This window comes from Amycolatopsis heterodermiae (assembly GCF_034929455.1).
GTDB classification, from domain to species: Bacteria; Actinomycetota; Actinomycetes; order Mycobacteriales; family Pseudonocardiaceae; genus Amycolatopsis; species Amycolatopsis heterodermiae.
The window spans coordinates 320,185-345,939 of the sequence record NZ_JAYFSI010000009.1; the positions used below are offsets into that span (position 1 = coordinate 320,185).

A 25,755-nucleotide genomic window follows, 5' to 3' on the forward strand; every position below is an offset into this window, starting at 1 on the left:
GCTATTCGGGCAGGCCGACGCGGCGCTCTCCGCTGCGCAGCTGCTGCAGCACGACCGCGATCACCAGCAGGGCGCCGTGGGCGACGTTCTGCCAGAACGGGTTGATGCCCAGGCCGGACATGCCGTTGTCGAGCACGCCCAGGATGATCACCGCGAGCACGGTGGAGATGATCGACCCGCGGCCGCCCTTGAGCATCGTGCCGCCCAGCGCGGCGCCGGTGACGGCCTGCAGCTCCAGGCCCTCGGACCCGGACACCGGCTGGCCCGAGCCGGTGCGCGCGGTGATCAGGACGCCCGCGACCGCCGCGACCACGCCGGCGAGGGCGTAGACGCCGATGATGTACCGGTTGATGTTGATGCCGGCCAGCCGCGCGGCGGTGTCGTTGCCGCCGATCGCGTAGACGTTGCGGCCGATGTCGGTGTACTTCAGCAGGAAGTGCAGGATCGCCGCGACGATCAGGAACACCCACACCAGCGACGGCAGGCCGGCGATCGCGCCCTTGGCCAGGAAGATGAACAGGTCGTCGCCGCCGGTGTAGCCCTGCGACTTGCCGTCCGAGATGACCTGCGCGATGCCCTTGTACGTGGCCAGCATGGCCAGCGTCGCGACGACCGGGTTGACCCGGCCGAAGATGATGATCATGCCGTTGATCAGGCCGCAGACGATGCCGACGCCGACCGCGGCGAGGATGCCGACCTCCGCGTTGCCGCTGGAGGTGAACACCATCGCCGAGACGACCGAGGCGAGCCCGGCCATCGAGCCGACCGAGATGTCCAGCGCGCCCAGGATGATCACCAGGGTCTGCACCAGCGCGAGCAGCCCCATGATGGTGATCGCGCTGCCGATCAGCAGCAGGTTGTTGGTGCGCAGGAAGTTGTCGTTCAGGATGCTCAGCAGCACGATCAACGCGATCAGCGTGATGATCAGGCTCGAGTTCTGCACGCCGATGCCGGTCAGCACCCGGCGCACCGCCGAAGGCTGCTGCGGCGCGGCCGGCTCCGAGGACATGGCCTTCTCCTGTGTCGGGGTACTCATGCGCCGATCTCCTGCTGCTCTTCTACTGCGGGTTCGGTTTCGGGGATGGCGAGGGTCAGCACGGCTTCCTCGGTCGCGTCGGCGCTGGCGATCTCGCCGGCCAGCCGCCCGGCGCGCATCACGAGGATGCGATCGGCCAGCGTCAGCACCTCGGGCAGGTCGGACGAGATGACCAGCAGCGCGATGCCCTCCGCGGCCAGGCCGTCGATGATCCGGTAGATCTCGGCCTTGGCGCCGACGTCGACCCCACGGGTCGGCTCGTCGAGGATGAGCAGCTTCGGCCGCCGCGCGAGCCACCGCGCGAGGACGGCCTTCTGCTGGTTGCCGCCGGAGAGCTTGCGGACCTCCTGCTCCATCGACGGCGTCCGCACGCGCAGCTCGCGGATGTACTCCTCGACGAGCGCACGCTCCTTCGCGCGCTTCACGACGCGGAAGCGGCGAAGGCGGTCGAGGACCGAGATGGAGATGTTGTCGCGGACGGACCGCTGCATCAGCAACGCGTCCGTCTTGCGCTCTTCGGGGGCGAAGCCGATGCCCGCCTTGACGGCGACGCCGGGGTTGCTCGCGCGCAGCCGTTTCCCGGCCAGCTCGACGGTCCCGGAGCGGATCGGCAGGTCGCCGACGATCGCGCGGGCCAGCTCGGAGCGCCCGGCGCCGACCAGCCCGGCCAGGCAGACGACCTCGCCCGCGCGGACCTGCAGCGAGATGCCGGTGACGTCGTCGGTCGTGACGTCGTCCAGCTTCAGCACGACGTCGCCGGTGTCCTGCGTGACCCGGCGTTCGAGCGCCGACAGGTCGCGGCCGATCATCATCCGGACCAGGCTGGCCTCGTCGGTGTCGGCGGCCTGCTGGACGCCGACGAGCTTCCCGTCGCGCAGCACCGCGACGCGGTCGGCGAGCCGGAAGATCTCCTTCATCCGGTGCGAGACGTAGACGACCGCGACGCCGTTGTCGCGCAGCCGTCCGATCAGCCGGAACAGCGCGTCCACCTCGTGCTCGGACAGCGACGACGTCGGCTCGTCGAAGGCGATCACCTTCGGCGGGGTCGCCGCGGTGAGCACCCGGAGGATCTCGACGATCTGCCGCTGGGCGGCCGAGAGCGCGACGCCGAGCGTCGCCGGGTTGAGCACGCCTTCGAAGCCGTATTCGGCGAGCGCGTCCTGCGTCGCCTTCAGCAGCGTGCGGCGGTTGAAGACCCGCGCCTTGGCCGGGAGTTCGCCGACGAAGACGTTCTCCGCGACGGAGACGTGCGGGATGATCTCGGGTTCCTGGTAGATCACGCGCACCCCGGCGGCCATCGCCGCGCGCGGGGTGTCGAAGGTGACCTCGGTGCCGTCGAGCAGCATGCGGCCGTCGTCGGGGCCCTGGTCGCCGGAGAGCACGCGCAGGAGCGTCGACTTGCCGGCGCCGTTCTCGCCCATCAGCGCGAGCACCTCGCCGGAGCGGAACTCCAGGGAGACGTCGTCGAGGGCGGTGACCCCGGAGAAGCGCTTGCCGATGCCCTCGACGGCGAGCGCGGGAGCAGAGCTGGACATGATCGCCCTTCGAGCGGTGGAACCCGCGGGCGGCGCGAACCGCACCGCCCGCGGGAGTTCGGTCAGGTGCAGTTGACGCCGGCCTGCTTGTAGTTGTCCTTGTTGACGATCGTGGTCTTCGCGATCGTCTCCGCGGGCAGTGCCTTGCCGTTCTTCACCTTGTCCACCAGCACCTGGATCGCCGAGCGGCCGACCTCGGCGCCGGAGATGTAGAGCGCGGACTTGTTGCCGGTGTCCTTGCCCGCGGCCCAGTCCTTGCAGTCCAGGTACGCGCCGAGCCCGACGCCGATGATGTTGCTCGCCTGCACGCCCGAGTTGGCCAGCGCCGTCACGACACCGGTCTCGTTCTCGTCGTTGCAGCCCCAGACCACCCAGTGCTTGACGCCCGGGTTGGAGCCGATCACCGCGCCGGAGCGGTTCTGCGCGTCGACCGGCGAGTTGTCCGTGCCGACGTCGATCACCGGGACCTCGGCGCCCGCCGCCTTCGCGAACGCCGTCTTCGCGGCGCCGACCCGGTCGGTGCAGACGGTGAGGTCCTGCTTGTAGGCGCTGATGATCTTGGTGTCGGCGGCGGCCCAGCCGGCGGCCTTGAACAGCTTCCCGGCCTCGGTGCCGACCGAGTCGCCCATCTGGCTGCCGTTGAAGCCGACGAACGGGGCCGGCGCGCCGGTGCCGTCCTTGATGATGTCGTCCGAGGCGATGATCGGGATGCCCGCGCCCTTCGCCTTGTCGATCACCTGCGGGCCGATGGCCTGGTCGGGGACGACGATGGCGACGCCGTTGGCGCCCTGGGCGACCGCGGCGTCCAGCTCGGTGATCGCCTTGTTCGCGTCCTGGCCGAGGTTGACGACCTTGAGCTCGACGCCGAGCTCCTTCGCCTTCTCCTGCGCCCCCTGCGCCTGCTCGACGAAGTACTGCTGGTCACCCTGTTTCTGCAGGTAGTACAGGGTGATCTTGCCGTTGGCCGGCGCCTGCTGCGAGGCGGGTGCTTCGGTCTTGCCGGAGGAGCAGGCGGCCAACATGACACCAGCAATCAAACAACAACCAACAACGCTCCAGGTCCGTGACCTGTGCGGGTATGTGGACATCGAGTGCTCCCATGGGGGCCGTGGATGAGTGTTGCGGGCGCGTGAACGCCGTGTGACTGGTATTACAAGACACTCGTTCGTGGGACGTCAAGAAGGTTCTGCCAGGCAGTTAGCGGAGCGAGATCTACTCTGTGTGATCGACCGACTCCGTGGACTCCGCCATTTATCGTATTATTTAGCGTCCAACCTGGGCGTTGACCGGTTTCTGTCTTGTGCGTCTGTGCTGATCGGTGTTGTCGACTGTTGCGCTGGTTCCTGTGTATCGGCGCCCGCGTAATGCCGGATTCGCCCGACTGGGAGGATGGCCGGACGACGACCACTTGGGGGACCGATGTCGCGTACGAGCCACCGCGCCGCCGCGCTCGCCGGCGCCGCCGTCCTGCTGGCCGCCTGCAGCAACCCGCCGCAGCAAGGTCCGGCGCCGACGCCGTTCCCGGAGTCTCCGGGCGCGTCGAGCGCCGCGCCGGCCCCCGACGGCTCGTTCACGGTCGTCGCGACCGGCGACGTCCTGATCCACCCGGCGCTGTCGGACCAGGCCGAGGCCGACGGGCACGGCAAGTTCGACTACCGTCCGTTGCTGGCCGGGATCAAGCCGCTCATCTCCGGTGCCGACCTCGGCATCTGCCACCTCGAGACGCCGCTGGCGCCGGAGGGCGGGCCGTACAGCGGGTACCCGTCGTTCAGCGCGCCGCCGGAGATCGCGGCCGCGATCAAGGACACCGGCTACGACACCTGCTCGACGGCGTCCAACCACACGATCGACCAGGGCGCCGACGGCGTGAAGCGGACACTGGACGCGCTCGACGCGAACGGCCTGAAGCACACCGGCTCGGCCCGGTCGGCCGCCGAGGCGGCGAAACCGCTGATCGTGGACGTCCACGGCGTCAAGGTCGCGCAGATCTCCTACGCGTTCGGCTTCAACGGGATCAAGGTGCCGTCCGGGAAACCGTGGCTGGCCAACCAGATCGACGTCGACGACGTGCTGGCGGCGGCCCGCAAGGCGCGCGAGGCCGGGGCCCAGGTCGTGATCGCGAGCCTGCACTGGGGTGTCGAGTACCAGCACGACGCGACGGCCGAGCAGCGCAGCCAGGCCAAGAAGCTGCTGGGGTCGGACGACATCGACCTGATCGTCGGGCACCACGCGCACGTGGTGCAGCCGTTCGAGAAGGTGGGGGACAAGTGGGTGGCCTACGGCCTCGGCAACAGCGTCGCCCGCCACTCCGACCCGCGCGGGGACACGGAGGAGGGTGCGGCGGCCCGGTTCCGCTTCGTCCGCGACGGCGACCGCTGGAAGGTCGACAAGGCCGAGTACGTCCCGACCCTGATCAAGCTGGACGCCCCGATTCGCCTTCTCGACTTGTCGACATCCCCGGCGTCAACGCAGGTCACCAAGGCCCTGACGGACACGGACAAGAACATCCTGGCCTTGGGCGCCGACAAAGACGGCCTCACCCGCCCCGGAAAATAGCCGTACCCAGACGGACGACACGCGTACCTGGCTGGACGACACACGTACTCAGACGGACGACACGCCGAGCCGGGGCACGTGCTCGCCGTGTCGTCCGCCCAGGTACGCGTGTCGTCCAGTCCGGTACGCGTGTCGTCCGTCCAGATACGGGGTCAGTGGGTGCGGGTGGTGACCAGGCGGGCCAACGTCGTGAGTTCGGCGGCTGGGCGGGGGGCCGGGTTCACCGCGGAGAGGTCGCGTAGCGCCTTCGCCAGCAGGGCTTCCGCTTGGGCCTGGCTCCACTGGCGGCCGCCGGCCTCGTCGACGAGGGTGGCCGCGCGGGCCAGGGATGCCTCGTCGAGCGGGTCCGTTCCGGCGTAGAGGTGGAACAGCTCGGCGCCGGCGGGCGTGCCGGAGCACAGAGCCGTCACCACCGGCAGGGACTTCTTGCGGTTCTGCAGGTCCGAGAACACCGGCTTGCCGGTGACGGCCGGGTCGCCCCAGATGCCGAGCAGGTCGTCGACGTGCTGGAACGCCAGGCCGATCGACCGGCCGAACGCGCCGAAGCGCTCCGCGACGTCCGGCTCGCTGCCCGCCGCCAGCGCCCCGAGCGCGCACGCCGCGCCCAGCAGCGCCGCCGTCTTGCCCTCCGCCATCCGGACGCACTCGCCGGGGGTGACGTCGTCGCGCTGCTCGAAGTCGAGGTCCGCGGCCTGGCCGTCGAGCAGGTCGAGCACCCCGGCCGACAGCAGCCGGGTGCTCGGCGGCCCGCTCGGCGCGAGGAGCTCGAACGCCAGCGACAGCAACGCGTCCCCGGCGAGCACGGCGGCGCCGGTGCCGAACACCGTCCACGCCGTCGGGCGGTGGCGCCGGGTCGTGTCGCCGTCCATGACGTCGTCGTGCAGCAGCGAGAAGTTGTGCACCAGCTCGACCGCGACGGCGGCGGCGACCGCGCCCGCGGGGTCACCGCCCGCCGCCTCCGCGCACAGCAGCACCAGCGCCGGCCGCAGCGTCTTGCCGCCGTCACCCTGGATCGGCTCGCCGTTCTCGTCCCACCAGCCGTAGTGGTACCCGGCGATCCGGCGCATCGACTCCGGCAGCCGCTCGGCCGCCGTCCGCGTCGCCGGGTCGACGAGGCCCTTGCTCCAGGCCAGGACGTCGGTGAGCGAGCGGGCCGCTGTCCGCGTGTCCAAGGTCGTCATCAGCGCCCGACCTCGACGTCGCCGAGCACGCCGAGCGCGTCCGGCACCAGCACGGCCGCCGAGTGGTACGCGCTGACCAGGTACGACGTCACCGCGCGTTCGTTGATGCCGAGGAACCGCACGTTCAGCCCCGGCTGGTACTCGTCCGGCAGCGACGCCGGCCGCAGCCCGATGACGCCGGCGTCGTCCTCGCCGGTCCGCATCCCGATGATCGACGTCGTCCCGGCCTCGGTGACCGGGATCTTGTCGCTCGGCAGGATCGGCACGCCGCGCCAGGCGGTGACGCGCTTGCCGTCGAGGACCGTCGTCGCCGGGTAGATGCCGCGGGCGGTGCACTCGCGGCCGAACGCCGCGATCGCGCGCGGGTGCGCCAGGAAGAACCGGGTCTTGCGGCGCCGGGTCAGCAGCTCGTCCAGGTCGTCCGGGGTGGGCGGCCCGGTGCGGGTGGTGATCCGCTGCTTGAGGTCCGCGCTGTGCAGCAGCCCGAACTCGGTGCTGTTGATCAGCTCGTGCTCCTGCCGCTCCCGCAACGCCTCCACGGTGAGCCGCAGCTGCTGCTCCAGCTGGTTCATCGGCTGGTTGTAGAGATCGGTGACGCGGTTGCCGACGCGCAGGATCGTCTGCGCGACGGCGAGGTCGTACTCCCGCGGCGAAGGGTCGTAGTCGACGTAGGTGCCGGAGAGGATCGGCTCGCCGTCGTGGCCCGCGGACAGGTCGATGCTCGCCTCGCCCCGGGCGTTCTGGGGCTTCCGCTCCTGCCGTGACGCCTCGGCGACGTGCGCCCGCAGCGACTCGGAGCGGCCGTTGAGCCGGGCGTACGCGGCCGCCGGGAGGATCAGCGCGATGACGCGGGTCTTGGCGCGGGCGGTGAACTTCCACGTCGCGTCGTCGCGGGCGAGCAGGTCGGCGCCGAAGTGGTCGCCGTCGGTGGCCGTGCCCAGCAGCGTCTCGTCGCCGTACTCGCCGCGGCCGTGCTGGGTCACCTTGCCGTGCGCGACGAGCACCAGCGTGTCGAGCGGGTCGCCGGCGGTGGTGATCGTCGCGCCCGGTTCGTACTCGCGCTGCTCGAAGGCGTCGGCCAGCGCGGACAGCGCCTGCTCGTCGGCGAACCCGCGCAGCAGCTCGAGCTCGGTCAGCTCCGCGGGCACGACCTGAACGCGCGCGCCGGTGTTGAAGAAGCTGAGCTTGCCGTCGCCGATCGTGTAGGTCAGGCGGCGGTTGACGCGGTAGCTGCCCGCCGGGACCTCGACCCACGGCAGCTGCGAGAGCAGCCACCGCGGGGTGATGCCGCGCATCTGCGGGAGCGACTTGGTGGTCGTGCTGAGCGTGCGGGCCGCTTTAGTGCCGAGGGACAGCTGCGGCGGCGCCGGTTCTTCCGTGACGGTCAAGGTTTCACGCGCCGTTCGGGTTCGGGAGCTTCAGGGGGACGGACGCCCGCGGGCTTCGGCACGATCCGGGCGGCGGCCGTGCCCAGCCCTGTGGGCCCGAAGGCCGACGGGGGCAGGCCGGAGCCCGGACGCGGGGGCTCCGCGTCCGGCTTCCGGGGTGGCGTGGCGGGTTCGGGCATCAGCCCTCCCGGCCGATCTCGGCGCTCTCCAGCACGGCGAGCGCGTCCGGCACGAGGACGGCGGCGGAGTAGTAGGCGCTGACCAGGTAGGAGATGATCGCCTGCTCCGAGACGCCCATGAAGCGGACGTTCAGGCCCGGCTGGTACTCGTCCGGCAGCCCGGTCTGGTGCAGCCCGACGACGCCCTGGGCCTGCTCGCCGGTGCGCATCAGCAGGATCGAGCTGGTGCGGGTCTCGGTGACGGGGATCTTGTTGCACGGCAGGATCGGGATCCCGCGCCACGCCGGCACCTGGTGCCCGCCCATGTCGACGGCGTCCGGGTAGATCCCGGCCTTGCTGCACTCGCGGCCGAACGCGGCGATCGTCTTCGGGTGGGCCAGGAAGAACCCGGGGTCCTTCCACACCAGCGAAAGCAGGTCGTCGAGGTCGTCCGGGGTCGGCGGGCCCGTGCGGGTCGGGACGCGCTGGGCGAAGTCGGCGTTGTGCAGCAGCCCGAAGTCGGTGTTGTTGATCAGCTCGTGTTCCTGGCGCTCCCGCAGGGCTTCCACGGTCAGGCGCAGCTGCTGCTCGATCTGGTTCATCGGCTGGTTGTAGAGGTCCGCGACGCGGGAGTGCACCCGCAGCACGGTCTGCGCGACGCTGAGCTCGTACTCCCGCGGCGCGCTGTCGTAGTCGACGAACGTGCCCGGCAGGGCCGGCTCGCCGTCGTGGCCCGACGCCAGCGAGATCTCCGCCTCGCCGTGGTCGTTGCGGGCCGACGCGCCGCCTTCGACGAACGCGTCCAGGTGCGCCTGCAGGGTTTCCGACCGGTCGCGCACCTCCTGGAACGCCTGGCGCGGCAGGCTCAGCACGGTGCACCGGGTGACGGCCTTCGCCGTGAACTCCCAGATCCCGTCGCCGCTGATCAGCGAGCCTTCACCGAAGTAGTCGCCGTCGGCCATCGTGCCGAGCACGGTCTGGTCGCCGTAGGCGCCGGTGCCGATCTTGGTGATCTTGCCGTGGGCGATGAGGAAGACGTGGTCGGCCTGGCTGCCGAACTCGACGAGCGCGTCACCCGGCTCGTACTCGTGCTGGCCGAAGCGGCCCGCCAGCTCGTTGAGGACCTCTTCGTCGTCGTACCCGCGCAGCGGCGCCAGTTCGCCGAGCTCCGGCGGGATCACGCGGACCTCGGCGCCGGTCGTGGTGAACGTGACCCGTCCGTCGCCGACCGAGTAGCTCAGCCGCCGGTTGACGCGGTACGCGCCGCCGGAGACCTCGACCCACGGCAGCAGCTTCAGCAGCCACCGCGACGAGATGCCCTGCATCTGCGGGACGGACTTCGTCGTCGTCGCCAGGGTCCGGGCCGCGGCCCGGCCGAGGCTCAGAGGTGCCTGTTCCGCGGTCGCGGAGTCCACCGGGTCGGTGACAGTCACAGCGAGAACCACCCAATCGTTCGGAGTCGGTGCGCGTCCGCCCTGGGGCGCGCGGAGTTGTGACCTGCGATTTCTCGTTAATGTGCGGGTTGACGGCGCCGCGAAATCAACATAGCAACCGGGCGGTGCGGCACAATGACACGATCGGGTCACCGGGATATTCGCCGGGCCGCTGTCCGCCCATTCCGGACATCGCCCGCCACGGCCGGTCACGGCGGGTGCGCGCGCGTCACTCGGTCGGGAAAGTTCCCTGCTCGTAAGGGGAATTCGGAGTAGCAGCACGAGGTTGTGGTACGCGCCGCGGACGCGGCCCGCTGGGCCGAACCGGCGATATTCGGAAGGCGGGTGCGGCCACTCGGATGATTCTCACAATGCTAAGTTGTCCGCCCGGAAATGGGTGACTAACTTGAGCTGGCCCCGGTCGCGGAATTCACCGGATGGCTCGTCCCGCGTTCGGCGGGTGAAAGGACTCGGATGAACATCTTCCTGGCCGGCAGTCTGTGGGTGGTCGGCGCGGCGGGCGTGGGCGCCGTGATCGGGTACCTGGTCCGGCGCTTCGGCTGGGACGAAGGGCGGGCCGACAACAACGACGCGGCCGGCCAGGTGTTCACCATCGTCGGCGGGCTGCACGCGGTGCTCGTCGCGTTCGTGCTCATCTCGCTCTACGACTCGGTCGGCGGCGCGACCCAGGACGCGCAGACCGAGGCCGACAGCCTGGTGGCGGCGACCTGGGCGGCCGACGCGCTCCCGGCCGACACCGCGGACCGCGTCCGCCAGCTCGCCGTCTCCTACGCGCAGACGGTCGAGAAGGAGGAGTGGCCGCGCCTGGCCGACGGCGGCGCGATCCCGGCCACCGGCTGGTCGCAGCTGGACCAGATGCGCAAGGCCGTCGCCGCCGCGAACGTCGATGGAGACTGGCAGATCGACCGCAAGACCGAGGCGAGCAACCAGCTCTGGTCGGTGTACCAGTCCCGCACCCAGCGGCTGAACAACGCCGGTGGCGGCGGGGTCGGCGCGGTCGTCTGGTTCGCGTTGATCCTCGGCAGCATCATCACGGCGATCCTGCTGCCCAACCTCTTCGGCGGCACCCGGCTCGCCGCGCACATCATCATCGTCTCGACGCTGGCCGGCACGATCACGTTGCTGCTGTTCGCGATCTACCAGCTGCAGAACCCGTTCAGCGGGGGCGCGAGCATCCCGCCGGACGCGTTCACCTCGGCGCTGGAAAGGCTGGCTTGACCGGCGGGAGGGCCCGCTGGGCGGCGATGCTCGGCGTCGCCGCGGTGGTTTCGGCGCTGCTCGCGGCGACGGGGTGGCTCGCGCCCGGGTCGCCGAAGCGCCCAGCGGCCCAGGAGCAGAACGGCTGCACGATCCTGCAGGCCGAGAACGTACGCGGTGGCGCGCCGACGACGCTGCGCCTGCTGTCCCTGCCGAGCGGGCTGACGAAACGCCTGACCGAGGTCGGGTACTGGATCAACGCGATGGGGTACTCGGCCGCGCAGGACGCGGTGTACGGCGTCGCCGACGGCACCCGCGCCGGCCGCTACCACGACGGCGCGCACGCGGTGCGCATCAGCCGTGACGGTGACGTCACCGACCTCGGCGTGGTCGGCAAGGCGGGCCCGCGGCGTCCGGTGTGGAGCCAGGTCACCGGCGCCACCGCCGGGGCGATCGCCGGGAACCACTGGTACGTGCGGCAGAACAGCGATCTGTACACAGTGGACATCGACCCGGAGAGCGACGACTACGTGCGCGTCGTGCACCGGACGTCGCTGCGGCCGGTGGCGCTGGCCAACGGCGTGGACGACTTCGCCTACGACCCGGCGGACGGGCTGTTCTACGGCGTCTCGACGTCGTCGCGCGGCGACAACGCGGTGGTCACGCTCGACCCGGCGACGGGCAAGGTCGCGGTGGTCCCGGGCCTGCGCTTCCCGGACGGCGGGGCGTACGGCTCGGTGGTCCTCGGCCCCGGCGTGATCTACGCGACGGCCAACCGCGCCGGGCACCGGAGCGTGACCTACCGCCTGCCGCGCGACGGCTCGACGCCGGCCGTCGAGCTGTCGAGCGGGCCCGCGCTGGCCAGTGGCGACGCGGCCGGGTGCTACACGGAGGCGACCCCGCCCCCGCCACCCCCTCCGCCGCCGACCACGACACCGTCGACCCCGCCCCCGCCGACCACCACCCCGACGCCCACTCCGGAACCGACGCCCACGCCGTCTCCGTCGCCGACCCCGACTCCGACGACCCCGGCGCCCGAGCCGCCGCCCCCGTCGCAGCCGCCGCCGGTGGAGGAGCCGGTCGCGGTCGCCCCGGCGCCGATCCCGGCCCCGGCGCCCCGGGAGGAGCCCACGCCCGCCGCTTCGCCGCCGACCACACCGCACGCCCGGCCGACGGAGAAGCCGAAGCCGGTGGCCCAGGACACCGGGATCCGGACCGAGGAGAAGCGCCGCTGGGGCCTGACAACGCTGATCCTGGTGCTCGGCGCCGGAGCCGTCGCCGCGGCCCGCCGGCACCGCTAGGGATCGTGGTCTGCCGCGGCTTGTCGTGAGTGTTTAGGAGGGTTAGAACCCTCCTAAACACTCACGACCGGTGCTTACTCACGACCGGCTGCGGCAGGGCACCTGGCACCGTTAACGCCACCGTCTTCTCGAAGACGGGCGTTGTCCACTTCGGGCACGAAGACTCCTGCTCCGGCGCAGTCACGCGCCGGAGGAGGAGAAACCGATGAAGCGGGTACGAATCGCCCTGGTGGCCACGGTCCTGGCGCTGCCACTGGCCGCCGCGGGGCCGGCCTCGGCGCACGAGCACGGGCCGCGGGCGAAGGACGACCACTACCGCGTCCGCGCGGGGCACGCCCTGCGGGACACCGTGCTGGGCAACGACCACGACGCCACCGCCGTCGTGCGGCACACCGCGGCCGCGCACGGCACCGTCACGATCGGCGCCGACGGCGCGTTCCAGTACACCCCGGCGCCCGGCTTCCACGGCCGTGATTCCTTCACCTACACCGTTTCCGACGCCGTGAAGCTCTACCCGACGAACCTCAAACCCCTCGCCACGATCGGCGGCGTCCCGATCCGGGGCGGCGCCTACGGTTCCGCGCTGACCCCGGTCCCCGGCGAGCGTGACGAGTTCTACGGCCTCACCGACCGCGGCCCGAACGTCGACGCGCCCGACGGCGGCAAGATCGAGCCGCTGCCCGCGTTCACCCCGGCCATCGGGAAGTTCCGGCTCCACGACGGGAAAGCCGTGCTGGAGAGGACGATCCCGTTGCGCGCCAAGGACGGCACGCCCTACAGCGGCCAGGTCAGTCCCCAGGCCGACACCGGCGAGAAGATCGTCGACCTGAACGGGAACGTCCTGCCGAAGTCGGCGAACGGTTACGACTCCGAAGGCCTCGTCGCGCAGAAGGACGGCACGTTCTGGGTGTCCGACGAGTACGGCCCGTTCATCACGCACTTCGGCCGCGACGGCCGGGCCATCGAGCGGCTCTCGCCGTTCGATGGCTCGCTGCCCGCCGAGCTGAAGTACCGCGTGCCGAACAAGGGCATGGAGGGCCTCGCGCTGACCCCGGACGGCCGGACGCTCGTCGGCGTCATGCAGTCCGCGCTGCAGCAGCCGGACCTGACGAAGAAGCCGGGCAACGTCACGACGCTGCGGATCGTCACCGTCGACCTGCGGACCCGCGCCACGCACGAGTACCTGTACCTGCTGGACGACCCGGACACGACGGGCACCGCGGTCAGCGAGATCACCGCGCTGTCGGCCACCCGCTTCCTCATCGACGAGCGTGACGGCAAGCTCGAGCCGGGCGCGTTCAAGAAGCTCTTCGAGATCGACCTGTCCGGCGCCACCGACGTCGGCCCGCAGGCGGCGGGTTACGACGCCGTCAAGGGTGGCGTGCTCGTCGGCGGCAAGAGCATCGACGCCTACGTCGGCAAGGACACCACCGCCGACGCGACCAAGGACCTCGCCGCGGCCGGGATCACGCCGGTGAGCAAGAAGCTGGCGCTGGACCTCGGCGCGCTGGTCACCACACTGGACCCGAGCGGCGGCTTCTTCGGGCACGACAAGGTCGAGGGCGTCGCCACCACCGACGGCGGCCGGACCCTGGTGATCAGCAACGACAACGACTTCGGCATCGACGGCGTCACCAACGCGGCCCCGCCGTACGCGCTGCACGTCAAGACGCTGCCGGACGGCCGCCAGGACGACGGCGAATACCTCGCGGTCGACACGACCCGGCTCCCGGCGGCCACCAGCACCGCGACGGTCACCATCGACGTCCGGTAACCGTCAGTACTTGAACTGGTCGACGTTGTCGGCGGTGATGAGCAGCGGATCGCCCAGCAGGACGGTCTTCGACGTGACGTCGTACTTCACCGCCGGCAACTCCAGGCTCACCCGGTTGACCGGGCTCAGCGGCTTGCCGTCGGCGACCTGCTTGGCCGTCCAGGCGGTCAGCCAGCCGAGCGACTCGACGTTCCACAGCACCGACTGGGAGCACGAGCCGTCGAGCAGGTACGGCTTGATCGACTGCGGCGTGCCGACGCCGACGGTGAAGACCTGGCCGATCTTCTCCGCGTCCTTCACGGCCTTCGCGACGCCGGGAGCCGACGTCGTGCACTCGCCGACCAGGCCGGTCAGGTCGGGGTGGCGGGCCATCAGCTCCCGGGCCATGGTCGTCGCGGTGGCCTCGTCTTCGCCGGCGTAGACGGTCTCGACGAGCTGGGCCTTCGGGTAGTGCGCGGCCGCGTACTCCTTCTGGACCGAGATCCAGGTGTTGAGGTTCGCCGCGGCCGGGCCGCACGACACGATCGCGTACTTGCCGGTGCCGCCGGTCTTCGCCATCAGCGCGTCGGTGAGCGCGGCGCCGATGCCCTCGGCGGTGGCCTGGTTGACGAACACCTCGCGCTGCGTGCCGGGCGCGTCGGTGTCGGAGGTGAGCACGTGGATGCCCTTCGCCCGGGCTTCGGCGATCACCGGCGCGAGCGCGGCGGGGTCGTTCGGGGCGACGACGATGACGTCGACCTTCTGGGCGATCAGGGAGCGCAGGATCGTCACCTGGGCGGCCGGGTCGACGGTCTTCGGCGCACTCGTCGTCCACTGCACACCCAGCTGCTTCGCCGCCTCCACGCCGCCGTTGGTCATCGCCTGGAAGTACGGGATGCCGTCGATCTTGGGCACGAACGCGATCCGCGTCGGCGCCGGCGCGGGCGTGTCGCCCAGCTGTTCCGAGCAGCCGCCGAGCGCGAGCACCGCACCCAGCAGCAGCGTCGCGACCAGCCGGAACGTCTTCGTCGGCCCTCGCATCCCCACCCATTCCTCACGGCTCTCGAACGGTCTGCGCACGGTGGAGACCCACGGCGAACGTAGGGCTCCGCGTAACTGTGGTCAACGGGATGTGCGCAAAGGGTTACGGAAGTGAGTTCTACATCGTGGGTTTCTGGCGGGCGTACACCGGGTGGGTGGAGCCGTCGCCGGGGTGGCCGGTATGACTGGCCACGCGTACCCCCTGGGGGTATGGTCGCTGGCATGAGTGAACAGCACGGGGCTTCGTGGGCGACCGCGGTACAAGCGACGGTGCACTGCCTGACCGGCTGTGCCATCGGTGAGGTGCTCGGCATGGTCCTGGGCACGGCGTTCGGCCTGCACAACGCGGCGACGGTGGTCCTGTCGATCGTGCTGGCCTTCGTCTTCGGCTACGGCCTGACGATGCGCGGCGTGCTCAAGTCGGGCCTGGACCTGGCGGCGGCGTTCAAGGTGGCGCTGGCCGCGGACACGGTGTCGATCGCCGTCATGGAGGTCATCGACAACACGGTGGTCGTGGCGATCCCGGGGGCGATGGACGCGGGGCTGGCCAGCGTGCTCTTCTGGCTTTCGCTGGTGCTCTCGCTGGCGATCGCGTTCGTGGTCACGGTGCCGGTGAACAAGTGGATGATCGGCCGCGGGCTCGGGCACGCGAAGGTGCACGCCCACCACCAGCACTGACCGCCCGGGGAGGTGGCGGCCTCCCCGGGGTCGTCAGAGGCTGGACAGGTCGACCGCGCGGTCGACCTTGGCCCGGTCGAGCACCCGCAGGACGCCTTCCAGCAGGTAGTAGTCGGCGTAGGGGAGCGAGATCTCGACGCCGTCCTCGGCCGGGCGGTTGCGGGTGCAGCGCGCGACACTCGCTTCGGCCCGCGTCGACTTCGTCGTCAGGCACGTCTGGGACGTCGCGGCCAGGATCCGCAGCGCGCTGTCGCGGTACTGCGTGCGGTGCGTCTGCTCGGCCAGGTCGAGCAGGCCGCACGCCATGATCACGCCGGCGGAGGCGTCCTTGACGTCGTTGGGTGCCTGCGGGGCGAGGTAGTCCCACACCGGCACGTTGTCCGGCGTGAGCTTGGACAGCGCGTAGTCCGCGAGGCGCCGGGCCGTCGTCAGGAACTCCTTGTCGCCGGTGCGCCGGTAGATCGTGGTGAACCCGTAGACGCCCCACGCCTGCCCGCGCGACCAGCACGAGGTCGGGCTGTACCCCTGCACGGTGTTCGGTCCGATCGGCGCGCCGGTGACGGGGTCGAAGTCGAACACGTGCGGCGTCGAGCCGTCCGGGCGCACGAAGTTGTTCTGCGCGGTTTTCGCGTGCGCGATGGCGATGTCGAGGTACTGCCGGTCCCCGGTCTGCTTGGTTGCGAAGGCCAGCAGGTCGAGGTTCATCATCGTGTCCATGATGACGCGGCCGGCGTCCTTGGGATCGGTCAGCGCGCCCCAGGCGCGGATGAACTTCCCGGCCGGGTTGTAGCGCTTGATCAGCGACGCCGCGGCCTGGATCGCGCCCGCCTTCCACTTCTCGTCGCCGGTGAGCCGCCACGCGGTGACCCACGACGGGTAGAAGAGGAAACCGAGATCGTGCGTTCCGGTGTCGAACTGGCGCGGTGCGAGTTTGTCCGCGGACGCCAGCGCGAGCGTCTTGAATTGTTCGTCACCGCTGTGCAGGTAAGCCAGCCACAACTGACCGGGCCAGAATCCGCCGACCCAGTCGCCATTCTGCGAATAAGCCCATTTCTCGAACTTCGTCCCGGTCGGAAACGCGGTGACGCCGGGGGCCACCGCGCGAAGCTTGGCCACCGCGTAATCGGCCGCTTGGCGGAGCGTCCGTGTGACGGATGCCTGGTCAGAGACATCAAAGGTGGTCGAGGATGCTGTCGTGGAGGTACTGGCGCTCACCGCCACCGCGGCACCGGCCGCGGTGGTCAGCAGGGTTCTCCGGGTAACGCTCACAGGTGCCCGCCATTCCGTGTGGGGAAATGCTCCAGGTGCCGGAAGTTTTACACAACGGACACGTGGTTGTACACCCGGCGGATAGTCGTTCACGGTTGTGAATTGATGTCCCGGAGAGCGGAATACCTTCGGCTGTTCACGGCGACGGCCGGTGCCGTCGCGCCATGGCCGCCGCGTAAACCGCGTGCGGGATCGGTCGCGCAAGGCCACCGACGTCGGCACCGACCGCTCGGGAAACGGCGAAGGCCCGGCAGGGGAGGCCGGGCCTTCGCGTTATCGCGGGGATGAGGGCAGTCAACCACGCGATGATCAAGGCTGAATCGAGCCGTTCAGCAGAGCGGGGCGACCGGGCTGTCGGAGCCGGTCTGCAGGTAGGTGTCCGACACGTAGTGGCCCGGGCCGATGCGGTCCCAGATGTTGCTCGTGCCGAACTTGCCGGTGACCGAGTCGCCCGTGACGTAGCACTCGATGGTCACCTTGGCGTAGTTCGCCGCGAGGCCCTTGATCGCCGCCGACGTGCTCGCGCTCGCCCGGACGTTCATCGGGTCGCCCGCCGTGCTGACCACGCCGGTCGGGCCGGAGCCGGTCCACAGGTAGGTGACGTTCACGTAGCCGTTGTCGGACATGCCGAGGCCGTCCCAGAAGACGCCGTCGGCGAGGTCGATGCCGGCCGGGTTCTGTACCGTGCGGCCGGAGTCGTCCTTCTTGCCGTTGTAGCCGTCGAGGTAGGCGGCCTGCGCTTCGGGCTTGCCCTGCGGCAGGTCCTTGAACTCCGAGCGGACCGACGCCGGGTTCCAGTAGTCGTCACGCTCGTTCCACGGGCCGATCTCCCACACCGGCGCGTACTCGCACTTGCTGCCGTCGGTGCGGCACACCCGCGCGGTGTAGTTGCCGGTTCCCTTGGGGGACACGGACTTCCCCGACGGGAACGAGACGAAGTGGTCGTGGCTCACGATCTTGTGGCCGTTGGCCGTCGTGCCGCCGACGAGACCCTCGCGGGTGCCGTAGACCTTGTAGGTCGACGCCGTCGTCGCGGCCAGGGCGTTGACCTGCGGCGCGGAGTCCGTGCTGAGCGCGACGTTCCGGACTGCCGGGCGGACGCCGTCGGTGTCGCTGTGCAGGCTGATCCGCACCTGGACCGAGCCGACGGTCGCCCGCAGCGTCGTGCCCGCGGGCGTCCACTCCGTCCAGTCGTTCACGCCGGTCCGGCCGCGGACGTCGACCTCGACGCTCGTGCCCTTCGGCGTGTCCGCGCTCAGCGCGGCGCTGACGCGGTTGGCCGGGGCGGCCAGCGCGTGCTCCGCGAGGAGCAGGCTGCCTTCACTGCCCGCGAACACCCGCGCGGTCCGGTGCCACGCCGCGTCGGCCAGCGTGAGCGTCCCGCCCGCGCCGGTGACGTTGACGTCGTCGCCGTCCACAGTGGACAGATCGGCGGTCCAGCCGTTCGCCGCCGTCGCGGCCTGGGCGGGGGCTCCGGCCAGCGCCGTGACCGCTCCCGCGGCCAGGACCACCGCGGTCACGCGGCCGGTCTTCCTGATCCGGATCATCCCCGGACTCCCTTCGCACTCGTTCACTCGAACGTGGCGAAGACTGCCGGGACGTCATACATGATCCGTACAAAACGGCCCAGGCTCAGGCAGACACGGTGTGCGGCGGGACGGCCGGGTCCGCCGGCCGCGTCGACAGCTCGTGCCACAACGCCAGCGCGCGCTCCGAGTACTCCCGGGACCGGTCCGGCTGGGACAGGGCCCGGTGCAGCTCGCCGAGCAGCTGGGACACCTCCGCCTCCGAGCGGCGGTCGCCGTTGCGGCGGTGCACCGACAGCGAGTTCACCAGCAGCAGCTGCGCGTGCGCGAAGTCGCCGCTGTGCAGGCACAGCTCGCCGAGGTTCTGGTTGGCGTAGCCGACGCAGTGGTCGTCGCCGAGGTCGGTGAAGATCGCGATGGCCTGGTCGACGTGCTCGCGGGCCGCCGCCAGGTCGCCCTGGTGCTGGTGGAGCAGGCCGAGCCGCTTGAACGCGTGGGCCTCGCGGTGCCGGTCGCCGATCGCGGCCGCCAGCTCGAGCGCGTCGGTGAACCAGCGCTTCGCCGCCGCGTAGCAGCCGCGGGACATCCAGACCGCGCCCGCGCTGATCCGGGCGACGGCCTCGCCGTGCGGGTCGTCCGCCTCGGCGAACAGCTTCAACGCTTCATGGCAGTGGTCGAGCGCGCTGTCGTCCGCACCTTCGATGCGCAGGATCGTGGCGAGCCCGGTCAGCGCGATGCCGACCCCCTGGGCGTCGCCGACCCGCTCGAACAGCGCCTTCGACTCCTCGAACGCCACCCGGGACTCGGCGTATTCGTCCTGGTAGAGCAGGTACTGGCCGAGGTTGCGCTGGACGATCGCCTCGGCGCGCAGCGAGCCGGTGCGCCGGGCCGACGCGAGGGCGATGGTGTGCGTGCTGTGCCAGTCGTCCTGGTGGCCGCGCAGGTCGAAGTACGGCGTCAGCGCGGACGCCAGCTGCCAGGCCAGGTCGTGGAAGCCGTGCTCGGCGGCCAGCGAGACCGCCGCGACGCTGGTGTGCCGCTCGGCCGTGAACCACGCCGCGGTCTCGTCCGGCAGGACGTCGGCGGGCAGCTGCGGCCGGGGCAGCTCGTCGTCGCAGTACATGCCGAAGAAGTGGAGCGGCATCCGCCGCGCCGCTTCGAGGGCGAGCGCGAGGTAACCCTCCAGCACCCGCCGGAGCCCGGCGCGGGTCTTCGCGGCGTCACTTTGCTCGGCGAGCTCCACGGCGTACACGCGCAGCAGGTCGTGCAGCCGGTAGCGCGGCTGGCCGGCGGAGTCGGACCCGACCAGCTCGACGAGGTGGCCGTCGACCAGGACGTCGAGCACGTCATCGGCTTCGCGGCGGCCCAGCACCGCGGCGACCGCCCACGCCGGGAACTGCACCGGCCCGAGCAGCCCGAGTCCGCGGAACGCCGTCGCCGCCGACATCGGCAGCAGGTCGTAGGACAGCGTCACGCTCGCGCGGACGGCGAGGTCGCCGACGCGCAGCTCGTCGAGGCGCCGGTGCTCGTCGTGCAGCCGGTCGGCCAGCAGCCGCAGCGTCCAGCCCGGCCGGTTCGTCAGCTTCGCGCCGGCCACCCGGATCGCCAGCGGCAGGTGCCCGCACTGGCGCAGGATCGCCGCGGCGCTCTCCGGTTCCGCCGCCACCCGCTCGGCGCCGACGATGCCCTCCAGCAGGCGCGCGCCCTCGGCCTCGGGCAGCAGGTCGACGTCCACCGGCGTCGCCCCGGCCAGCCCGGGCAGCCGCAGGCGGCTGGTCACCAGCACCGCGCACGCGCCGGCGCCGGGCAGCAGCGGGCGCACCTGGGCGGCGCTGCCGGCGTCGTCGAGCACCACGCACATCCGGCGTCCGGCCAGCCTCGAGCGCAGCAGCGCGGCTCGCTCGGCCAGCTCGCGCGGCAGGCCGGCGTCCGGGATGCCCAGCGCGTGCAGCAGTTCGGCGAGCACGCCCATCGGCGCCCGCGGCGACGAGGACGTGCCGGCCAGGTCGACGTGCAGCTGCCCGCCGGGGAAGTCGTCGCGGACGGCGTGGGCGACGCGGACCGCGACCGCCGACTTGCCGACGCCGGGCGCGCCCGACAGCACGATCACCGCGGGAGTGCCCGAGTCCGCCCGTTCCCGCATCAGCGCGACGACCTCGCGGATGACGTCGTCGCGGCCGGTGAAGTCCGGCAGGTCGAGGGGCAGCTGGCAGACCGGGGCGACGTCCGCGGGGCGCGTGGCCGGCCCGCTCTCGGACACCACTAGCGTCGCGCGCAGCTCCCGCAGCCGGGCGCCGGGCTCGGCGCCGAGCTCCTCGCGCAGCACCCGCTCGGCCGATTCGTACGCCTCGACGGCGTCGGCGGTCCGGCCCGCGGCACGCAGCGCGACGATCAGCTGCGCCCACAGCTCTTCGCGCAGCGGGTGTTCGGTGACCAGTCCGCGCAGCTCGGCGACGGCCTCGCCGCAGCGGCCCAGGTCGATCCGCGCGCGCAACCGCTGTTCCTGCACCGAAAGCCGGAGCTCGGCGAGCCGGGCGACGGTGGCGCCCCAGCTGTGGTCGTGGGGGAGTCCTTCGAGGACTTCGCCGCGCCACAGGGCATCGGCCCGGTCCAGCACCTTGAGCGCGCTCTCGGCGTCCCCGCGGTCGAGCGCTTCCTGCGCTTCGCCCGCCGACGCGGTGAACGCGAGGTGGTCCAGTTCGCCGGGCGACGCGGTCAGCAGGTAGCCGGAGGCCCGGCTGCTGATCCGCTCACCCAGGCCGGGGTCGATCTCGGCGAACCGCCGCCGCAGCGAATGGACGTACGTCCGGATGTTCGCCGCGGCCGAGCGCGGCGCCGACTCCGGCCACAGGACCTCCACCAGCACGTCGGTCGACACGACGACGTTCGGCTGCAGGGCCAGGGCGGCCAGCAGCAGCCGGGGCTTCGGCCCGCCGAGCGGGATCACCCGCCCGGCGGCGGTGACCTCCAGCGGACCGAGGACGCGGATGGTAAGCGAGGTGGCCTCAACCTGCCCGATGAGTTCCCCCATGCCCGGATGTTATTTCTCCACCACCTCGGCCGATAGATCCATTCGGAGTGTCTGCACGCAGGCCAGAGCCTTTGTACGAGACGTGTACGGCCCGAAGTCACGCTGCCGCCATGAAGCGTTTGAACCTCCGGCGTAGCGCCGGGATCGGGGTCGTCCTCGCGGCGATCGGCACGCTCGCGGTCGGCGGTGCGGTGGAAGCGTCGGCCGCGGCGACCGGCACGGTCAAGACCGCGGGGGACCCGCTGAACGTCCGCCGGGCGCCCACCGCGAGCGCCACGGCCGTCAAGACCGTCGCGAACGGCGCGTCGGTGACCATCGACTGCCAGACCGTCGGCACGTCCGTGACCGGGACCTACGGCACCAGCACGTTGTGGGACTACGTGCCCGCGCTCGGCGGCTACATCTCGGACACCTACGTCTACACCGGCTCCGACGCGCGGGTCGCGCCCGACTGCGGCACCGGCACGGGCAGCGGCCAGTGCGCCGGCGCCTGCGCCGGCGAGGGCCAGTACCGCTCGTCCGACTCGCACTTCCTGGTCTACGACACCGATGCCGACGGTTACTCCGCGGTCGTCGCGTACTGGCTCAAGGGCGGCGCCGGCCCGTTCTACGTCTGGAACTCCGGCGGTGAGGGCACGAAGGTCGACAAGGCCGTGACCGTCGACAAGGGCGGCTGGGTCTTCTACAAGGTCTGCGTCGCGAACTACACCACCGGCAAGCCGGACCTGAAGTCCTGCAGCGACGGCATCACCGACTTCGCGGCCTGAGCGCGTCTTCCCCTCCCCGAAAGGACTTCCGACATGAGTCAGGTCAACCGGCGCCGGGTGCTCCTCGGCGGGCTCGCCGCGGTCACCGCCACCGCGGCCTCGGCGGCGCTGCCGTCCTGGGCGAACGCCCGCACCACCGCGGCCGCACCCGCCGTCCACGATCCGTTCCAGCTCGGTGTCGCCTCCGGCGATCCGCTGCCCGACAGCGTGGTGCTGTGGACGAGACTCGCGCCCGCGCCGCTGAACGCCGACGGCTTCGGCGGCATGCCGGACGCGACGTACGCGGTCGACTGGGAGATCGCGAACGACGCCGCGTTCAGCTCGATCGTGCAGAGCGGCTCGGTGAACGCGGTCCGCGCGTCCGCGCACAGCGTCCACATCGAACCGGCCGGGCTGCAGCCCGCACGCGAGTACTTCTACCGCTTCAAGACCTCCGGCTACATCTCGCCGGTCGGCCGGACGCGCACCGCGCCCGCCGCGGGTGCCGCCGTCAACCAGCTCAAGTACTGCTTCACCTCCTGCCAGCACTGGGAGGAGGGCTACTACCACGCGTACAAGGGTGTCGTGGCCGACGACCCGGACCTGGTGCTGTTCCTCGGCGACTACATCTACGAGAAGAAGTCGGGCCGCGCCGCGGCGGAGCGCAACCCGCGCAGCCTCGCCGTCCCCGAGGACACGACCACGCTCGCGCTGTACCGCGCCCGCCACGGCCAGCACAAGACCGACGCCGACCTGCAGGCCGCGCACGCGATCGCGCCGTGGATGGTCGTGTTCGACGACCACGAGGTGATGAACAACTGGAACGGCACCACCTCGCCCGCGTCCACGGCCCGCAAGTCCGCCGGGTTCCAGGCGTTCTACGAGCACACCCCGATCCGGTCCACGGCGAAGCCGAACGGCGCGTCGATCCAGCTGTACCGCCAGTTCGTCTGGGGCAACCTCGCCCGCTTCCACATGCTCGACACCCGCCAGTTCCGCAACGCCCAGGTCGCGGACCCGTCCGGCTCGGCCGGCCCGGCGTGCACCGACATGCGCAGCACCTCGCGCAGCATCCTCGGCACCGCGCAGGAGGCGTGGCTGCTCAAGCAGTTCGAGTCGCACCCGACGACGTGGGACTTCCTCGGCCAGCAGGTCTTCTTCGCCACGCGCGACGGCGACGGCGACAAGGCCACCTGCGAGAGCCCCGACTCCTGGCAGGGTTACGAGGCCTCGCGCGACCGGATCGCGAAGGGCTGGGTCGACCGGAAGGTGGCCAACCCGGTCGTGCTGACCGGCGACGTCCACCGGCACTGGGCCGCCGACCTGCGCCTGGACTACTTCGACCACAGCGACCCGATCATCGGCTCGGAGCTCGTGACGACGTCGGTGACGAGCAACAGCGACACCGCGACCCCGCCCACCGCGGCGTGGCTGGCGAACAACCCGCACGTCAAGTACTGCAAGGGCGAGCGCGGCTACGTCCGCGTGACGACCACGCCGTCGCAGACGCGGGCGGACTTCATGACGACGTCCGACACCAGCGTCTACGACCCGGCGAAGGTGGTCATCAAGAACGACGCCAGCTACGTAGTGCAAGCAGGGGCGCCTGGCCTGCGGAAGGTCTGAGTCAGGACGTTACGCTGTGTGACGTGACCGATGAACTGGGCCTGCGGGAGCGCAAGAAGCTCCGCACGCGGGCGGCGATCTCGACGGCGGCGACCACGCTCTTCCTGGAGCGCGGGTTCGACGCCGTCGGGGTCGCCGAGGTGGCGCGGGTGGCCGAGGTTTCCAAGCGGACCCTCTTCGCCTACTTCCCGTCCAAGGAAGACCTGGTGCTGCACCGGTTCTCCGACCACGAGACGGACGCGGCGGACGTCGTCCGCGCGCGCCGTCCCGGGCAGGGCGCGCTGGCGGCGCTGCGGGAGGCGTTCCTGCGGGACCTCACCGAGCGCGAGCCGGTGACCGGCCTGTGCGACGCCCCCGAGGTCGTCGCGGTGTTCCGGCTGGTCACCGGGACCCCGGCGCTGGTGGCCCGGCTGGCGGAGCTCAGCTCGGCGGGCGAGGCCGCGCTGGCCACCGCGCTGATCGAGGCGGGCGTGCCGGCCCCGGACGCCGACCTGGCGGCGGCGCAGATCGCGGCGGTCCGGCGGCTGCTGGTCGCGGCGAACATGGACGCCGTCGCGGCCGGGATCCCGGCCGCGCAGCGCCATCCGGACGCGGTCGCCGCCGCCGATCGGGCGTTCCTCCTGCTGTCGTCCGGCGTAGGGTTCGCCTAGTGCCCGATTCACGCTGTGGACCATGAAAAATGCGCGTTTGCCAAGGACGTCGCAAAGGTAGACTGCGAAAATCCTGACAGGACACCGGAGTCGGCAGGCTCTTCGGTGTCCGTCCCGGTCCGCCGCCGCGGAAACCGGAGCACCTGCCACACCGAACCTCGGGGGACCCGCACCCGGCTGGGGGTGGTGCGGGTCCCTCGGCCACACCTTGCGCCGCAAGAGGGAAAACGCTTTCCGGTGCCGGGCGGCCCGCCCACCCGCCCCCGACGCGGCTGGGCGGGCCGCCCGTCAGTCCTGTGTGTCCTGTGTGGACATCAGGTCCACGGTGAGCGCCGCGGTCCAGCCGAAGGAGCGGGCGCCGTGGCCGGTGCCGGTGAACGGGTCCGCGTACTCGGCGAAACCCGTGCCCGTGGCGGTTTCGACGAGGTCGTCGCGCAGCCACGCGGCCAGCGCGTGCTCACCGTGGTGCAGCAGGCCCCGCCGGACCAGCCAGCCGACGTTGAACCACGACGGCCCGCGCCAGTAGCGGCCCGGGTCGAAGTCCGCCGCGGTCAGGTCGTAGCTCGGCACGCCGTGCACCTCGCCGAGCCGGAAGCGCGGCCCGGTGGCGGTGGCCACCAGGGCGGGAGCGACGGCCAGGTCCGGCAGCACGAGCGGCAGCAGCCCGGCGCACGTGTACTCGCGGGTGCGCTCGCCGGTGCGGACGTCGCGGGCGAAGAAGAAGCCGGACGCGCTGTCCCACAACGTTTCCTGCAGTGCCTTGGCGACGCGGGCCGCGCTCTCGCGGTGCGTGGCGGCGGCCGCGGGCAGGCCGAGCACGTCGGCGATCTCGGCCAGCGCCAGCTCGGCGTCGGCCAGCAGCGCGTTGAGACCCGGGTCCTCGACGGTGAAACCACCGTCGACGTCGGCCCAGCGCTCGTCGAGGTAACCGCAGTCACGGTAGGCCGAGGCCAGCCGGACGTACCGGCCGTAGTCCTCGTCGCTCGGGCGGTCGGCGGCGTGGCCGTGCTCCAGGTCGCGGCGGACGAAGCCGGCCGGATCCACCGGCGTGACGCGGGAAAGCGGGCCGTCCCACGCCGGGCTGTTGTCCATCCCCGACTCCCACGGGTGCACGATCGAGGCGAGCCCGCGCCCGCCCGCGTCGCGGTAGGTCCGCAGGTAACCGTGCCAGGCCTTGAGCTTCGGGTAGAGCGTGGCGAGGAAGGTCTCGGCGCCGGACCCCGCCGGGTCGGCGCGGTGCACCGCGAGCACGGCGCGCGCGTGCACCGGCGGCTGGATCAGCCCGGACGTCCGCCCGGCGCGCCAGAAGGCGGGGCCGGGGAAGTACGCCTCGGGCGGGGTGTCCGGGTTGAAGAGGATGTGCGGGACGCGGCCGTCGCGCCACTGCGCGGAGAACAGCGTCACCAGCTCACGGCGGGCGCGCTCCGGCGCCAGGTGGCGCAGGCCGAAGGCGATGAAGGCGGAGTCCCAGCTCCACTGGTGCGGGTAGAGCCCGCGCGACGGCACGGTGGACGCGCCGATCCAGTTGTCGGCGAGGACAGCTTCAGCGGACCCCCATGTTACGTCCATGTGTCCAATCTATCTCCTACTTATGTCTTGTCAATGGACAAAAGTACGTCCTGGGATGAT

At 71.3% G+C, this 25,755-nt stretch carries 19 protein-coding genes; 8 read left to right on the plus strand and 11 right to left on the minus strand.

Annotation, left to right across the window (positions count from 1 at the left end):
• Position 1: 1 nt before the first annotated feature.
• The 3 genes from VA596_RS33735 to VA596_RS33745 all read right to left on the minus strand — a co-directional run bounded on the left by VA596_RS33735 (position 2) and on the right by VA596_RS33745 (position 3,608).
• The gene (locus tag VA596_RS33735) at positions 2-1,036 is read right to left on the minus strand and encodes an ABC transporter permease (protein WP_323332377.1); all 1,035 of its coding nucleotides are present in this window, start codon (positions 1,034-1,036) and stop codon (positions 2-4) included.
• On the minus strand, positions 1,033-2,571 hold the full coding sequence (locus VA596_RS33740; protein ID WP_323332379.1) for a sugar ABC transporter ATP-binding protein: 1,539 nt from the start codon (positions 2,569-2,571) through the stop codon (positions 1,033-1,035). Before VA596_RS33740 ends, VA596_RS33735 begins: the two co-directional genes overlap by 4 nt.
• 62 nt (positions 2,572-2,633) lie before the next feature.
• Positions 2,634-3,608: a substrate-binding domain-containing protein gene (locus tag VA596_RS33745; protein WP_323332380.1), complete on the minus strand. Its 975-nt coding sequence runs from the start codon at positions 3,606-3,608 to the stop codon at positions 2,634-2,636.
• A gap of 382 nt (positions 3,609-3,990) precedes the next feature.
• On the opposite strand from VA596_RS33745, the gene VA596_RS33750 reads away from it, so the two are divergent.
• The gene (locus tag VA596_RS33750; protein WP_323332381.1) at positions 3,991-5,127 is read left to right on the plus strand and encodes a CapA family protein; all 1,137 of its coding nucleotides are present in this window, start codon (positions 3,991-3,993) and stop codon (positions 5,125-5,127) included.
• A 152-nt stretch (positions 5,128-5,279) separates the two neighbouring features.
• On the opposite strand, the gene VA596_RS33755 is transcribed toward VA596_RS33750, so the two are convergent.
• From VA596_RS33755 to VA596_RS33765, 3 genes are all read right to left on the minus strand, one after another.
• Positions 5,280-6,308, minus strand: a complete 1,029-nt coding sequence (locus VA596_RS33755; RefSeq protein WP_323332383.1) for a family 2 encapsulin nanocompartment cargo protein polyprenyl transferase — start codon at positions 6,306-6,308, stop codon at positions 5,280-5,282.
• Positions 6,308-7,696: a family 2B encapsulin nanocompartment shell protein gene (locus VA596_RS33760; protein ID WP_323332385.1), complete on the minus strand. Its 1,389-nt coding sequence runs from the start codon at positions 7,694-7,696 to the stop codon at positions 6,308-6,310. Before VA596_RS33760 ends, VA596_RS33755 begins: the two co-directional genes overlap by 1 nt.
• Positions 7,697-7,874: 178 nt before the next feature.
• Positions 7,875-9,287 (minus strand): family 2B encapsulin nanocompartment shell protein, encoded by a 1,413-nt coding sequence (locus VA596_RS33765; RefSeq protein WP_323332388.1) that lies wholly within the window; start codon positions 9,285-9,287, stop codon positions 7,875-7,877.
• A gap of 474 nt (positions 9,288-9,761) precedes the next feature.
• On the opposite strand from VA596_RS33765, the gene VA596_RS33770 reads away from it, so the two are divergent.
• The 3 genes from VA596_RS33770 (at position 9,762) to VA596_RS33780 (ending at position 13,580) form a co-directional block, all read left to right on the plus strand.
• Positions 9,762-10,526, plus strand: a complete 765-nt coding sequence (locus VA596_RS33770) for a bestrophin-like domain (RefSeq protein WP_323332389.1) — start codon at positions 9,762-9,764, stop codon at positions 10,524-10,526.
• Complete coding sequence (locus tag VA596_RS33775) at positions 10,523-11,806, plus strand: DUF6923 family protein (RefSeq protein ID WP_323332390.1); 1,284 nt, start codon at positions 10,523-10,525, stop codon at positions 11,804-11,806. The genes VA596_RS33770 and VA596_RS33775 overlap by 4 nt, the downstream gene beginning before the upstream one ends.
• Before the next feature lie 205 nt (positions 11,807-12,011).
• Positions 12,012-13,580 (plus strand): esterase-like activity of phytase family protein, encoded by a 1,569-nt coding sequence (locus VA596_RS33780; RefSeq protein WP_323332391.1) that lies wholly within the window; start codon positions 12,012-12,014, stop codon positions 13,578-13,580.
• A gap of 3 nt (positions 13,581-13,583) precedes the next feature.
• Here the strand turns inward: VA596_RS33780 and VA596_RS33785 are convergent, their stop codons facing one another.
• Positions 13,584-14,600, minus strand: a complete 1,017-nt coding sequence (locus VA596_RS33785) for an autoinducer 2 ABC transporter substrate-binding protein (RefSeq protein WP_323332392.1) — start codon at positions 14,598-14,600, stop codon at positions 13,584-13,586.
• 222 nt (positions 14,601-14,822) lie between these two features.
• On the opposite strand from VA596_RS33785, the gene VA596_RS33790 reads away from it, so the two are divergent.
• Entirely contained in the window at positions 14,823-15,278 is a 456-nt protein-coding gene (locus tag VA596_RS33790) for a DUF4396 domain-containing protein (RefSeq protein WP_323332394.1), read from the plus strand.
• Between the two features lie 33 nt (positions 15,279-15,311).
• Here VA596_RS33790 and VA596_RS33795 read toward each other — a convergent pair whose 3' ends face one another.
• From VA596_RS33795 to VA596_RS33805, 3 genes are all read right to left on the minus strand, one after another.
• Positions 15,312-16,547, minus strand: coding sequence for a glucuronyl hydrolase (locus VA596_RS33795; protein ID WP_323332396.1), 1,236 nt, complete (start codon positions 16,545-16,547; stop codon positions 15,312-15,314).
• A 329-nt stretch (positions 16,548-16,876) separates the two neighbouring features.
• The gene (locus tag VA596_RS33800) at positions 16,877-18,094 is read right to left on the minus strand and encodes a hypothetical protein (RefSeq protein WP_323332397.1); all 1,218 of its coding nucleotides are present in this window, start codon (positions 18,092-18,094) and stop codon (positions 16,877-16,879) included.
• Positions 18,095-18,179: 85 nt separating this feature from the next.
• Complete coding sequence (locus VA596_RS33805; protein ID WP_323332399.1) at positions 18,180-21,104, minus strand: AfsR/SARP family transcriptional regulator; 2,925 nt, start codon at positions 21,102-21,104, stop codon at positions 18,180-18,182.
• A 110-nt stretch (positions 21,105-21,214) separates the two neighbouring features.
• On the opposite strand from VA596_RS33805, the gene VA596_RS33810 reads away from it, so the two are divergent.
• Genes VA596_RS33810 through VA596_RS33820 form a run of 3 tightly spaced genes read left to right on the plus strand, consistent with a single transcriptional unit; the run spans position 21,215 to position 24,126 of the window.
• On the plus strand, positions 21,215-21,871 hold the full coding sequence (locus VA596_RS33810; RefSeq protein WP_323332401.1) for a hypothetical protein: 657 nt from the start codon (positions 21,215-21,217) through the stop codon (positions 21,869-21,871).
• Between the two features lie 33 nt (positions 21,872-21,904).
• Positions 21,905-23,476, plus strand: a complete 1,572-nt coding sequence (locus VA596_RS33815) for an alkaline phosphatase D family protein (RefSeq protein ID WP_323332403.1) — start codon at positions 21,905-21,907, stop codon at positions 23,474-23,476.
• 23 nt (positions 23,477-23,499) lie between these two features.
• Positions 23,500-24,126 (plus strand): TetR family transcriptional regulator, encoded by a 627-nt coding sequence (locus VA596_RS33820; protein WP_323332405.1) that lies wholly within the window; start codon positions 23,500-23,502, stop codon positions 24,124-24,126.
• 288 nt (positions 24,127-24,414) lie between these two features.
• On the opposite strand, the gene VA596_RS33825 is transcribed toward VA596_RS33820, so the two are convergent.
• Positions 24,415-25,695 (minus strand): MGH1-like glycoside hydrolase domain-containing protein, encoded by a 1,281-nt coding sequence (locus VA596_RS33825; protein ID WP_323332406.1) that lies wholly within the window; start codon positions 25,693-25,695, stop codon positions 24,415-24,417.
• Positions 25,696-25,755: the final 60 nt, after the last annotated feature.